We start from the raw sequence: 12,936 nt of genomic DNA, 5'->3' as shown, positions 1-12,936 counted from the left end.
AGAAGCTGCGCAGTGACGGATGGGGTGGAAGGGAGTCTTACGGGTATGGCAAATGCACCTTTGGCGATCCCAATCAACGAGTTGGGGATGAACGAGACCGAGCGCGCGCAGGGATTGGCGCGGCGCTACCATGCGGAATTTGTCGATCTGAAGAACTTCAAGATTCAGCATGAGCTGTTCAAGACGGTTCCGGTGGACATGATGTTCCGCTATAACTTCGTTCCGCTGGAGCAGAAGGACGGGCGGCTGGCGATTGCGGTCAGCGATCCTTCGAAGCTGATGGTGCTCGACGAGATCTCGGGGTTGCTGGGCACGCGGCTGATTACTCGGGTGGCAACGCTCTCGCAGATTACCGATCTGCTGAAGAAGACGGAGCAGTCGCAGCGTGTGCTCGATGAGGCGAGTGAGGGGCTGGCGTTCGATGTGCTTTCGAGCGAGGATAATGCCGATGAGAATATCTCCATCGAGCGGCTGACCAGCGAAGACGATATCTCGCCGATCATTCGGCTGGTGGATACGACGATCTTTACCGCGCTGGAGCGGCGGGCCAGCGATATTCACCTGGAAACTTTTGATGATTGCCTGATGGTGAAGTACCGCATCGACGGAGTGTTGCAGCAGGCGATGGCTCCGATTGCAAGGGAGCATCACCAGACGATTCTTTCGCGTATCAAGGTCATGAGCGAGCTGGATATTGCGGAGCGGCGCGTGCCGCAGGACGGACGTTTTCGGGTTCGCTACAAGGGCAGGCTGATCGATTTTCGTGTGTCGATTATGCCGACGGTGCATGGCGAGAACGCTGTGCTTCGCGTGCTCGATAAAGAGTCGATGAGCGAGAAGTTCAAGAAGCTGTCGCTCGATGTGGTGGGATTTGCGGATAGAGATCTGGAACGGTTTCGGCGGTACATCAAGGAACCGTACGGCATGGTGCTGGTGACCGGACCGACAGGGTCGGGTAAGACGACGACGCTTTATGCAGCGCTGAACGAGATCAAGAGTGAAGAAGACAAGATCATCACAATTGAAGACCCTGTCGAGTATCAGATTCGCGGAATTACGCAGATTCCCGTGAATGAGAAGAAGGGACTGACGTTTGCCCGCGGGCTGAGGTCGATCCTGCGGCATGACCCGGACAAGATCCTGGTCGGCGAAATCCGTGATGCGGAGACGGCGCAGATCGCCATCAACTCCGCTCTCACCGGGCATCTCGTGTTTACAACGGTTCACGCGAATAACGTCGTCGATGTGCTGGGGCGTTTCTTGAATATGGGCGTCGAGCCCTATAACTTTGTTTCGGCGCTGAACTGTATCTTGGCTCAACGGCTGGTGCGGCAGGTGTGCGAGTTCTGCGTGCAGAATGTGCATTACAACGATGCCGACCTGATAGCGAGTGGTTTGGAGCTGGAAGAGTGGCGCGGGTTCAACTTTCGCGAGGGCGCTGGATGCATCGAGTGCGGTGGAACCGGGTATCGTGGACGGTCGGCCATTCATGAGTTGCTGGAACTTGATGACGAGATCCGCGAGATGCTGCTGGCGAAGAAGCCGGGCAGCGAGATCCGCAAAAAGGCCCGAGACAAGGGGATGGCGTTTCTGCGTGATTCGGCTTTGGAGCGGGTTCGTGCTGGAGTGACTACGCTGCGAGAGATTAACAAGGTTACGTTTATTGAGGCGGGACGATAAGAGCAGGGAACCGGCGCTTTCGATGGTTGCGAGGCTGGAACAGGTAAGCTAGGACGGCATGGACTTTTTACCGACAAGTTTGGGAACGCGGCCTCGGCTGGCTGTTGAAGTGAGGGCTGAGGGTGTAGTGGCTGCGCGCGCGGAGGATGCGGCTGCGTTGCTGACAGCTGTTGCCCGGGCGGATGTGGCAGATGGTGCGGTGGTCCCTGGATTGAAGGCGGGGAATATTGGGGATCGCGGTGGTGTGGTTGCTGCGGTTCGTAAGGTTTTGGATCAGGTTGCGGGGCGGGGTTCGGAGCGTAGCGTTGGCCGCGATGTGACCGTGGTCGTTCCGGATGCGGCGGTGCGCGTGCTGCTGCTGGACTTCGATCAGTTGCCTTCGAAGGTCACGGAGGCGCTGCCGGTAGTGCGGTTTCGGCTCAAGAAGCTGCTGCCGTTTGATGCGGATTTGGCGGCGGTGAGCTATCAGGTCATGTCGAGCGAGCGTGGCGTGGTGCGCGTGCTGGCAGTGGCGATGCCGAAGGATGTACTGGATGAGTATGAAGGCGTGGTGTCGGCGGCGGGATATCTGCCGGGCGCGGTTCTGCCGAGCACATTGGCCGCGCTTGCGGGATTGGATACGACCGAGGCTCCCGCGCTGGTTGTGAATGCCGGGATTGGCGGCGTGACGACGGCGATTGTGAAGGGTGGAATTTTATTGCTGCATCGGACTTTAGATCTAACCGCGAATGTGGAAGATGCAGTGGCCGCAGTCGTGATGGCAGCTGAAGCAGCGCCGGGGGGTGATTGGGAAAGGTCGCGGTTGCCGGGGGGGTATGACCGTCTGGATGCTGAGGCGGCGATGCAGACTGCGGTGATTGAGAAGGCTGAGATGCGAGGGTTGGCTTCGACTGCTGCCGCGCAGGCGGCTGCGAATGAGGTCATCCAGGCTATCAGCGTGGCCGCAGCTTACTTTGAGGACACGTTGCAGGTTGCCCCAGAGACTCTGCTGGCGACTGGAACGATGGGTGCGGACGGAGTGGCTGCGATGATGGAAGCGAATGGACTGGAAGGTTTGCGGGTGCAGGAGATGATGGACGCGTCGATGATCGAAACGGGTGCCGTGTCGGCGAGTGTGGCTCGTGGCTGGCTTGCGGGCGTGCGGGGAGCGTTGAAGAGCTGATGCGGATCTCGGTCAATCTTGCGACACGTCCTTTTGTTGAGCTGCGGCCCCTGTTTGCCCGGCTGCGGCTGGCGATGGTGGCGCTGACGATCGTCGCGGTGGGGCTTGGGTTCTGGCTCCACGCGTTGAATGGACGCGCAGAGATAGCGCAGGCACAGATGAACGCGTTGAAGGCGAAGACGCAGCAGTTTCAGCAGGAGCGGCAGGCGAATGAGGCGAGGATGCGCCAGCCCCAGAATATGGCGGTGCTGGAGCGGTCCCAGTTTTTGAATGAGCTGTTTGCGAACAAGAGCTTTAGCTGGACTGCCGTGATGATGGACCTCGAACGAGTGCTGCCGGTTGGCGTGCAGGTGACGAGCATCGAGCCCGTGATTACGAAGGAAGGCGACGTTAATATCCGCCTGCGAGTGAGCGGGGAGCGCGACCGCGCTGTTCAACTGGTACGAAACCTGGAGACGTCGCAGCGGTTTGTGGCTCCGCGGCTGGCCAGCGAGGCGGCGCAGAAGCAGCAGGAAGGCAACCGGAATGGAATGCAGGCCGCGATGCCGGGAGCGGTCGAGTTCGATATCTTGAGCGGATATAACCCGCTGCCGGAGACCGCCGCGCAGAGCAAAGCGGTGGTGAAGGCAGAAAGATCGGGAGGGACGCGATGACGGTAATGACCCGGACCGCGCTGCCCCCGAATGTCTCGGAGCGGACGCGTGCTCTGCTGACGCAACTGAATATCTACTACGCCGGAGTTGCGGTGCTGATGCTCGTGAATCTCTATCTGCTGATTCATATTGGTTTTGCATGGCAGGCGGCGACCAGCCAGAACGCCGCTGCGGTCGAGCAGCAGACGGTGGCGATGAAGACGGCGGAGATTGCAAAGAAGCCGTTGGAAGGTCTGGACGCGAAGCTGGCGCAGGCGACGACTGAGGCAAATGAGTTTTATGATCGGCGGCTGCCGTTTGCTACTTCAGAGGTTGTTGGCGAGCTCGGAGTGTTGGCGAAAAAGCAGGGTGTGAAGCTGACGCGCGGGCAGTACTCCTATAAGCCGGTGATGGAGGGTACGGCGGGTGCGCTGACGGAGCTTCGCATGGATATCAGCCTGAGCGGCGATTACAGACCGTTGATGCTGTTCATCAATGGGTTGGAACGCGACAAGATGTTTTTCCTGGTTCGCGGAGTGACGCTGACGGGAGAGCAGGGTGGGACAGTCGGACTACGATTGGGGCTGGTGACTTATCTGCGTGCTCCGGATGGAGCAGAGGCGGACAAGAGCGTGATTACGCCTTCCGGTGATGTGACGGCGAGCGATTCGTCCGCCGGCGGAGGTGCGCCGCGATGAACATGACTCTAGGGGCGGAAGACAAGAAGAAACTCGGGATTCTGGCGGTGGTTGGAGTGATGGCTCTGGGAGCGGCGTTTTATATGTACAGCGAGCTTTCAACGCCGGATGCCCCGCAGCCTGCGCCTACAACGGTGACGACTCCGGCGAGGGCACCGGTGAAGGTGGGCGAGGCAAAGACCGTAGGAACAGCGGCTACGCATCTCGACCCGACGCTGCACATGAAGGCGATGCTGGTGACGGAGTCGCTGGTTTATTCGGGCAGCGGTCGAAATATATTTTCGGCGAATTCGGCTCCCGTTGTCGTGATCCCGAAGGCGATTGCTTCGGCGCGTCCAAAGGGACCGATTGTTCCCGCAGCTCCGCTGGGACCGCCGCCGCCACCGCCGATCGACTTGAAGTTCTTTGGGACAGCGACCTCGGCAAATGGGGTGCGGAAAGCGTTCCTGCTGCATGGCGAGGATGTGTTTCTGGCTTCTTCCGGCGATGTGGTGCAGCGGCGGTATAAGGTTAGAACGATCTCGGCGAACTCCATTGTCGTGGAAGACATGACCGACAATAATACCCAGACTCTTCCGCTGATTATTCAGTGAAGCGTAGAGGCGAGATGCTTAGTACCGATCAACACCGCTTGCGACGATCTGGAACTTGCGACGGCCAATCTGTGCGGTTTGGAGAGCAGGGCTTTCTCCTCCTGGGGCTGGTGGTTGCGATCTTCTTGATACTGCTGGCGCTGAGCGTCGCAGCGCCCACCGTTGCGCATGAGTTGCGGCGCGAGCGTGAGGTGGAGACGGTGCGCCGAGGGAACGCTTATGTGCGGGCGATCGAGGTGTACTACCTGAAGGTCGGACATTATCCGGGTTCGATGGAGCAGCTGGAGAAGACTAACAATATTCGGTTCCTGCGGAAGCGTTATGTGGACCCGCTGACAGGGAAGGATGACTGGCGGCTGATTCATGTCGGTGAGGCGAAGACGACGGTGAAGGGGTTCTTCGGTAAGCCGCTCGGAGGGATTGCGAGTTCGGGGCTGGGAAGCGCTTCGGGGATGGCTTCGCCGGGAATGTCTTCTTCGGGAATGTCAGGGAGTTCGGGGTTCGGCTCGTCGAGCGGATCGGGTTCGACGTTTGGGTCGTCTTCGACTGGAACGAGCGGGTTGGGTTCAACAGGGTTGTCGTCGAGTTCGCCGGGAGGAACTTCGAGCGGGATTGGAAGTCAGTCGGGCACAGGAATGACAGAGACTGGCGGTCCTTTCGTTGGAGTTGGGCTGGTGAAGGATGGGACGTCGATCATGACGCTGAATGAGCAGACGACTTATCCGACATGGGAGTTTATTTATGACCCTCGGATTGAACAGTTGAAGGCCAAGGTGAATTTGTTTGGCGGCGGAATGACTGCGACCAACGCTTCCGACCTGGGATCGGCTTCCGGTTCGAAGTCCGACTTCGGAGGGTCAAGTTCCAGCCCGGGGAGTCCACCTTCAAATGGAGGCTTCGGCAGTGGGACTTTTGGGAACGGATCTGGTTCGAGTCCGAGTCCGACGACAAATACTCCTCAGTAGTGGCCTCATGGTTTGAGGGCAGTGGGGCGTAGTTTGCCGATTCGACCGTTGGGGCCGACGACAAAGGGAAGCGATAGGGCGTTCCAGTTCTTGTCGGCGTCGGGTGCGTCTTCTTTTCTGGGCTTGAGGGCTGTCCAGTTGCGACCGTCGTCGCGGGAGATGTCGGTGCCGTTCGGGCCAACGGTGATCCAGAGTTTTTGTTGGGCGTCGTAGGCTACGGCGCTGCGAAAACCGTGGGGTGGGGTGTGTGCGGCGACCCAGAACGAATGGGTGACCTCATCGTAGTGAGCAACGTCGTAGTGCCACGCCGTGTCGATGCGATCATCCGGCTTCTGATAGTCCCCACCGACGGCGACTCTGCCCATTCCGTGTTGTGCTTCAGCGATGGAAAACACGCCCGAAGAGGCAGTGCGAAGGTGGGTTGGAAGTTGATCCGCGTATTGCCCTGAACTCCAGGGTAGCTTCTTTGTCTTTGAGACATCTTGCTGATAAGTATCTGTTGGACCCGAGCCGACTGTGATGATTCGACTACCGCCTGGACCGCCAGTTCCGAAGGATCTGTAGTTGGTAGAGGATAGCAATAGAGAGGAATTGCTGGCCGCAAAAGCTCCCTCTCCGTTGATATCGGCGGTACTTTTCAGGGTTTGCTTCTCCCACTTTTGGCCGCCATCAAAGGTGAGCATGATAACGAATTTTCCGTCGACTGGATCGCCGAGCAAAACGCCGAAGTTGCGGTCATTGAACTGAATGGCATCCCAGAAGCCTTCCTTGTCTGGGTTGGTGAAGATGAGTTTCCAGGTTTGGCAGCCGTCGGTGGTTTTGTAGAGGCGGGAAAGGTCGCCTTTGCCGCTGGACATGACGATGGCGGTGTTGGCGTCGAAGGCCTGAATGCCGCGGAAGTCGAGTTTTTCGGCTCCGGGCGGGATGGCGCAGAGCTGCCAGACGAAGCCGCCATCTTCGGTGCGGAGGATGGTGCCGTTGGTTCCGCTGGCCCAGGCTACTCCGCCACCGACGCTGTTGATGCCGCGGAGGCTGGCTGTGGTGTGGGAGTCTTCGATGTCCCATTGGGCTTGAGCGTGGATGGTCAGGGTGAGGGTGAAAATAAATATGGCGAGTAGTTTTGGTGATTCGAGCAAAACACAGATTCCCTTCGGGAATGACAGACAAAGGCGCACGAGGGCATGGTAACTGATGGTCCGGTTGCGGCGTTGACGGCTTTTGGTTGAGTGCTGCATCGGTATACCCCCCTCCTGTACCTAAAGTCCTAAAGTCTTCGAAAGAAAGGACCTAAGTCTGGACCTTGGTCTGGACTTGATCTGAGCCTGGGCAATGAAAAAGCCCGGCTCATTTGCCGGGCTCTCTGCTTTTCCTTCTGGATTAATTATATCGGGGGTGTCAAGGGTTTTTGAGGAGGGAGGGAAGAGTTCGTGCTTCGTGCGAATGCCCACCTTACCACCCCTCCGGCGAGCTGGCGGGGACCCCGGCTTAGCAACGATGAAACCGTCGCTAAGCTGGGGCACCCGGTTTTGTTGCGGGTGGCGGGCTATTTGGTCTTCGTCTGCCAGATGGCGACCATGGCTCCCGTGGGGTCGCTTAGGATGGTGAACCAGCCCATGTTTGGTACCTCCTCAGCCTCCATCATGGTGGTGGCTCCTAGTGATTTGGCTTTTTTGGTGGCGGCGTGGATGTCGTCGACGCCGATGTAGGGCAGCCAGTGCGTGGGAGCCTGGGGCATGCTCATCATGCCGCCGCCGGGACCCTCGTCAGGCTTGAAGACGGAGTAGGTGCCGGAGGGGCCCATATCCATGTCCTGGAAGCTCCATTGAAACATCTCTTTGTAGAAGGATTTTGCCTTTTCCAGGTCGGGGGTGTTGAGTTCAAGGTGTACGAAAGCGTTTGCCATGGAAGTGCTCCTTTAGATTTTGATGGAGGGCCTTCGGTGCAGTTGATGGGTAGCTTACTCGCTGGGAAGAGGGTTGTGGAGGGGGTAGTGATTTTTTAATGATCTTTTTGCGAAGGACTTGTTTCGTCTGTATTGGCAAGGCGTATCTCAGCGGCTGAAGAGGTGTCACCACGAAGAAAAGCGTACCTCAGCGGCTAAAGCCGCATTGCAAATGAGGCACTTACGGCACGTCTGAAGCCGTGCCCTTAAGCAGAACAAGAGCAGAACACCAAGGGTTAAGCGGTTCCCTTAAGTGGAGGGGAATGACCTGGGCTGAAGTCCTGTGTTTCTACCGAAAGTGAACTGAGGTTAGTGGGCGCCGACGGGGCCTTTGCCCGGTTTTACCTTTCTGAAGAGCCAGACGATGATGATGCAGGCGAAGCTGAGCAGCGAGAGCCAGCGGAAGACGTCAACGAACGCCCAACTGAGGGCTTGGCGCTGGAGTTGCTCGTAGAGCAGGGATTGGGCCGGGAGGGTAGCGTTGGATTTGCCGAAGTAGCCGCTGAGCAAATGGGTGGCTGAGGTGAGGCTGTTCTGGAAGTTTTGGCCGGTCACGGGGACGGAGCTGGAGATGAGCGTCTGGTGGACGGCGGTGCGGCGGGTGAGCAACGTCGAGGCCAACGAGATGCCGATGGAGCCGCCGACGTTGCGCATCAGGTTGAAGAGGCCGCTGGCGTTGCCGATCTGTTCGTTGCTAAGGGTGCCGTAGGCGGCGGTGTTGATGGGGACGAAGACGAAGCTGAGGCCGAAACCGGTGATAAGAATCGGCAGGAGGAGCGTCGTGGGGGAGACATCGAGCGTGATGGAGCCAAAGTAGAGCGTGGTCAGGCCGAAGGTGAAGAAGCCGAAGGTGAGCAGATAGCGCGGGTCGGCCTTGTTGGATAGATACCCGATGATAGGCATACCGCAGATGGCTCCGATGCCGCGCGGAGCGACAACGAGGCCGGCAGTGAAGGCGGTGTAGCCGAGCAGCTCCTGATAAAAGAGCGGGAGGAGAACGACGGTGGAATAGATGGCGATTCCGAAGAGGAAGATCAGGCTGGCGCCGATGGCGAAGTTTCGGTCTTTGAGGACCTTGAGGTCGACAAGCGTGTCTTTGTGCACCCAGGAGTGCCAGACGAAGTAGACGAAGGAGACGACCAGAGCGAGTGCGGCCCAGCGGACCCAGGTGGCTCCGAACCAGTCGACCTCCTGGCCCTTGTCGAGGATGATCTGAAGCGCGCCGGTCCAGATGACGAGCGCGGCGAAGCCGTAGCGGTCGAAGAGGGGCGCCTTCGTGTTCTTAATATAGGAGGGATCGTGGACGAAGCGGCTGATCATGAAGAGGGCGAGGATGCCGATGGGGATGTTGATGTAAAAGGCATAGCGCCAGGAGTAGGTGTCGGTAAGCCAGCCGCCGAGGGTGGGGCCGAGGACGGGGGCGACGACAACTCCAAAGGCGAAGACGGCCATGGCGGCGCCGCGCTTTTTGGGCGGGAATGACTCGAGCAGGATGGCTTGCGAGAGCGGCTGGAGGGCTCCGCCGCCTGCTCCCTGAACGACGCGGGCGATGAGCATGAAGGCGAGCGTGGGCGCAGCTCCGCAGGCAAAGCTGGCGATGGTGAAGATGACGACGCAGGACATGAGGAAGCGCTTGCGTCCGAATTTGAGGGAGAACCAGTTGCTGGCGGGAAGGACGATGGCGTTGGCGACGAGGTAGCTGGTGAGGACCCAGGTGGCTTCGTCGGTGGTGGCCGAGAGCGAGCCGCCGATGTAGGGGAGGGCGACGGCGGCGATGGAGGTGTCGAGCACCTCCATGAAAGTGGCGAGCATGACGGCGGCGGCAATGAGCCAGGGATTGACGCCCTGGGTGGCTTCAAAAGACTGGTCTGCCGGTGCTGTCGCGGTTGCGGCCATGAACTGATTTACATCCTCGACTGGGTTTGGCGCAAGCAGGCAAGCGCGTTTCTGTTGGGGAAAATCAAGTTCAAATTCGAGAGCTTTCCCTCAGGGGCTAAAACCCCGGATATTTGTGGGCGAGCTCCGGTATGGCCAAAGCCATGCCCTTTCAACGCTCCTCGTAATCGGACTCCACCTAAGTGGCGTCGATGACGCTACATCTACTTAGAGGCGTGAACAGAGTATTTTGATGCAAAGTTTGCCGGCGGCGAGGATGTAGATTTTCTGGATATTCACACTTGTGGTGATGGCTTGGCGAGCAGGGAGGCAGAGACAGTGATGGCGAGCAGCACGATGATGACGCCAAGCGAGAGCAGCGGGCCGATCTCGATCCAGTGGCCGGAGAGCATTTTGAATGCGGCGAAGGCGAGGACAGCGGCGAGGCCGTAGTGCAGAAACCGGAGCTTGACCAGGAAGTGGACGAGCAGGAAGTAGAGCGAACGCAGGCCCATGACCGCCATGATGTTCGAGGTATAGGCGAGGAAGGGGTGGCGGGTGATGGAGAGGACGGCGGGGATGGAGTCGAGGGCGAAGACGACGTCGGCCAGCTCGATGGCGACCAGTGCGAGGAAGAGGACGGTGGCCATGCGGCGGTTGTCTTCGACGACGAAGAAGTGGTCCTGGGTGAGGCTGACGGGGTGGACTTTGGAGAGCCAGCGTATCCAGACCGGGGTCTCCTCGCCTTGGGAGGAGGGCATGACGAGGCGGATTGCGGCGATGAGCAGGATTGCGGCGAAGACGTAGCTGATCCAGGCGAAGCGGTTGAGGAGGCTGAGGCCGGCGGCGATGAAGGCACCGCGCATGAGGATGGCTCCTAGGACTCCCCAGAAGAGGACGCGGGGCTGCTTGAGAGGCTGGATCTGGAAGAGGCGGAAGAGGAGAAGGAAGACGAAGAGGTTGTCGATGGAGAGCGACTCTTCGATGGCGTAGCCGGCGAGGTATTGGACGGCGGACTCGCTGCCGAGGGAGTAGAAGACGAAGATAGCGAAGGCGAGGGCGGCGGCGATCCAGAGAATAGTGGAGACGACGGCGGTGCGGTGAGCCTTGGCGGGGGATGGCGCGGGGATGCGGCGGCGTGCGTAGAAGAGCTCGCAGGCGAGCAGGACGAGGAGAAAGAGGTGGAAGCCGATCCAATGGCTGATGGGGGTGGCGTGCATCTGTCCTACGATGCTATCGCGAGAATAGACCGGGATGCTTAAGAGGCTGCTTAATGGGGCGCGATCAGGCTATAGACGCCGTAGAGAGCCAGGGCGAGGAAGACCCAGAGAAGCGAGGAAAAGAAGACGCTGCGGAGGATGGGCAGGAGCGGATGGGTGAGTAGGAAATCTGCTGCTGTAGAGCGTTGGGACTGTGCGGCGGAATGATCGTAGGTGGAGGGGAGCGTAGGCGCGTGCATGGTGCTACCTCGTTGATTTTCAGGGTAGGGGCGGGAATTGAGCGGTTGCTATCCCTGAAACGGGTGAGAGCGTGACCCGTTTGGGGGAGGCGGAACGGGAATATGGATGACAGCGATTTGGGCTTGGCGTAGCATAAGTCCGTATTTCGGCTACAGTTGCAGATTTCTTTAGTTCCTGGAGAATTTATGAAGATATGTACTCGTTTGTTGACGGTTGCTGCGGCATTGCTTGCCGTGAATGTCGCGCTGGCACAGGCACCGCCGGGAGCGACCGGTCAGTGCAAGGATGGCACGTACACAACGGCTCCCAGCAAGCAGGGCGCCTGCCGGGGACATAAGGGCGTGCAGACGTGGCTGGCCGCTGAGTCGGCTCCTGCTGCAGCGTCAAAACCTGCGGCTGCCCCGATGGCTCCCATGAATGCGCCAGCCAAGAGTTCGAAGCCATCCACGTCTTCGATGCAGCAGGCAGCAGGCGGCGGTCCGGGGATGGTTTGGGTCAATACTTCGACGAAGGTCTATCACTGCCCGGGAACGAAGTATTACGGCAAGACCAAGGAAGGGAAGTATATGTCTGAGGCGGATGCAAAGGCTTCGGGCGCGCGCGCGGACCATGGGACTGCGTGCAGCAAATAGAGATTGGGTCCGGTTAGAAGAGAGCGGCGGCACAGAGGTTTGTGTCGCCGCTGTTTTTAATCTATGCGAAGAGCTTCTGCTGAACGGTGGGTTTGCTACTTTTCGCCGGGCGGCGGGCGTTGTCGCCGGGGAGGACGTCGAGGGGGCGTTGCGAGAGGCCGTGGAGGCGGCGGGCCTGCTCGACCATGAGTGCCAGCTTTTGGCGATAGGGTGGAGCGGCGAAGTCAGCGTGGTCGAAGCGCCTGGCGTAGTCGGCTACAAGCGAGGGGAAGTGCTCACGAACGAAGCTCAGGTAGGTAGGACGTGAGCACGGCTTGAGAAAGAGTGGGTTGGCGGCCAGAAAGCTGGCGTCGGCCGCGGCGGCGCGGCGGGCCATCTCGTTGAGCGCCTCCTGAGTGTCGGTGATGCCGGGAAGCAGGGGGCAGCAGAGGATTCCGGTGCGGAGGCCGGCTTCGCGCAACCTCTGGACCGTCTGAAAGCGAAGGTCGGGGCGGGGGGCGCGGGGTTCGAGCAGGCGCGCGAGTTCGGTGTTGGGCGTGGTGATGGTGATGTGGAGGGTGAGGGTGTTGTATTTGGCGATCTCGGTGAGCAGGTCAATGTCGCGGGTGATCAGCGTTGATTTGGTGACGATGCCGAGGTGGTGGCCCCGGCGGCGGGCGAAGACTTCGAGCAGGCTGCGGGTGATGCGGGCGCGGCGCTCGATGGGCTGATAGGGGTCGGTTGCGGTGCCGAGGGCGATCTCGTCGGTGGGGTCGATCTTGCGCAGTTCCTGTTCGAGCAGCCAGGCGGCGTTTTGTTTGAGGAAGATGAGGCGCTCGAAGGCGAGGGGGTCGCGAAGCTCCAGGAACTCGTGGGTGTAGCGGGCGTAGCAGTATTTGCAGCCGAACTCGCAGCCGCGGTAGGGGTTGATGCTCCAGGAGATCCAGCGGAGACGCTTGGAGACGGATTTGTTGAGGATGCTGCGGACTTCGAGGGATTTGAATTCGATGAGGTGGCCGTCGTCGGCGTGCTCGGCATGGGAGGCGAGGCGGGCGATGCCTGTGGGTTGGGGGAGGATGGGGAAGAGGGGTTCGGTGTTGTTTGTTTTCGCCATTTGTTCGCCTCTTGGGATGACGTTAATCCTGCCTTTTGTCGCTGTCAAGTGAAAATTTGTGATGGTGACAAGACGAGTTGCAAGAATAAAAGCAAAGGCAGATACAGTCGTTGCGACTTCGCCTTCACTCCGGCCTTCGGCAGAGCGGAGGCCGCTTCGCGGCGGTTTGCTAGACGCGAGGCTGAAGCCTCGCTTTACCTGGCC

Annotated in this window: 13 protein-coding genes; 7 read left to right on the top strand and 6 right to left on the bottom strand. The window is 59.4% G+C overall.

Annotated elements, in window-relative coordinates; all coding sequences use genetic code 11:
- Positions 1-45 precede the first annotated feature (45 nt).
- The 6 genes from P4G45_RS12930 to P4G45_RS12905 all read left to right on the top strand — a co-directional run bounded on the left by P4G45_RS12930 (position 46) and on the right by P4G45_RS12905 (position 5,730).
- Positions 46-1,680 (top strand): GspE/PulE family protein, encoded by a 1,635-nt coding sequence (locus P4G45_RS12930; protein WP_348266893.1) that lies wholly within the window; start codon positions 46-48, stop codon positions 1,678-1,680.
- 58 nt (positions 1,681-1,738) lie between these two features.
- The gene (locus P4G45_RS12925) at positions 1,739-2,842 is read left to right on the top strand and encodes a hypothetical protein (protein ID WP_348266892.1); all 1,104 of its coding nucleotides are present in this window, start codon (positions 1,739-1,741) and stop codon (positions 2,840-2,842) included.
- On the top strand, positions 2,842-3,495 hold the full coding sequence (locus tag P4G45_RS12920; protein ID WP_348266891.1) for a PilN domain-containing protein: 654 nt from the start codon (positions 2,842-2,844) through the stop codon (positions 3,493-3,495). Before P4G45_RS12925 ends, P4G45_RS12920 begins: the two co-directional genes overlap by 1 nt.
- A complete protein-coding gene (locus P4G45_RS12915) occupies positions 3,492-4,172 on the top strand; it encodes a hypothetical protein (RefSeq protein WP_348266890.1) in 681 nt (226 codons plus the stop codon). Before P4G45_RS12920 ends, P4G45_RS12915 begins: the two co-directional genes overlap by 4 nt.
- Positions 4,169-4,765: a hypothetical protein gene (locus tag P4G45_RS12910; protein WP_348266889.1), complete on the top strand. Its 597-nt coding sequence runs from the start codon at positions 4,169-4,171 to the stop codon at positions 4,763-4,765. Before P4G45_RS12915 ends, P4G45_RS12910 begins: the two co-directional genes overlap by 4 nt.
- 71 nt (positions 4,766-4,836) lie before the next feature.
- A complete protein-coding gene (locus P4G45_RS12905) occupies positions 4,837-5,730 on the top strand; it encodes a type II secretion system protein (protein ID WP_348266888.1) in 894 nt (297 codons plus the stop codon).
- Positions 5,731-5,735: 5 nt separating this feature from the next.
- On the opposite strand, the gene P4G45_RS12900 is transcribed toward P4G45_RS12905, so the two are convergent.
- The 5 genes from P4G45_RS12900 to P4G45_RS12880 form a co-directional block, all read right to left on the bottom strand.
- The gene (locus P4G45_RS12900) at positions 5,736-6,866 is read right to left on the bottom strand and encodes a hypothetical protein (RefSeq protein WP_348266887.1); all 1,131 of its coding nucleotides are present in this window, start codon (positions 6,864-6,866) and stop codon (positions 5,736-5,738) included.
- Positions 6,867-7,273: 407 nt separating this feature from the next.
- Positions 7,274-7,633, bottom strand: coding sequence for a VOC family protein (locus P4G45_RS12895; RefSeq protein WP_348266886.1), 360 nt, complete (start codon positions 7,631-7,633; stop codon positions 7,274-7,276).
- Positions 7,634-7,981: 348 nt separating this feature from the next.
- Positions 7,982-9,568 carry a DHA2 family efflux MFS transporter permease subunit gene (locus tag P4G45_RS12890; protein WP_348266885.1) on the bottom strand — a complete coding sequence of 529 codons (1,587 nt, stop codon included), beginning with the start codon at positions 9,566-9,568 and terminating at the stop codon, positions 7,982-7,984.
- 275 nt (positions 9,569-9,843) lie between these two features.
- Entirely contained in the window at positions 9,844-10,767 is a 924-nt protein-coding gene (locus P4G45_RS12885; protein ID WP_348266884.1) for a TerC/Alx family metal homeostasis membrane protein, read from the bottom strand.
- Between the two features lie 50 nt (positions 10,768-10,817).
- Entirely contained in the window at positions 10,818-11,006 is a 189-nt protein-coding gene (locus P4G45_RS12880; protein WP_348266883.1) for a hypothetical protein, read from the bottom strand.
- 186 nt (positions 11,007-11,192) lie between these two features.
- Between P4G45_RS12880 and P4G45_RS12875 the strand changes: the two genes are divergently transcribed.
- Positions 11,193-11,639 (top strand): DUF3761 domain-containing protein, encoded by a 447-nt coding sequence (locus P4G45_RS12875; protein ID WP_348266882.1) that lies wholly within the window; start codon positions 11,193-11,195, stop codon positions 11,637-11,639.
- A gap of 61 nt (positions 11,640-11,700) precedes the next feature.
- On the opposite strand, the gene P4G45_RS12870 is transcribed toward P4G45_RS12875, so the two are convergent.
- Entirely contained in the window at positions 11,701-12,732 is a 1,032-nt protein-coding gene (locus tag P4G45_RS12870; RefSeq protein ID WP_348266881.1) for a radical SAM protein, read from the bottom strand.
- Between the last annotated feature and the right edge of the window lie 204 nt (positions 12,733-12,936).

The organism is Edaphobacter paludis (assembly GCF_039993895.1).
GTDB classification, from domain to species: Bacteria; Acidobacteriota; Terriglobia; order Terriglobales; family Acidobacteriaceae; genus Edaphobacter; species Edaphobacter paludis.
The sequence above is the reverse complement of the archived record's forward strand: the minus strand, read 5'-3'. Positions and strand labels throughout refer to the sequence as shown.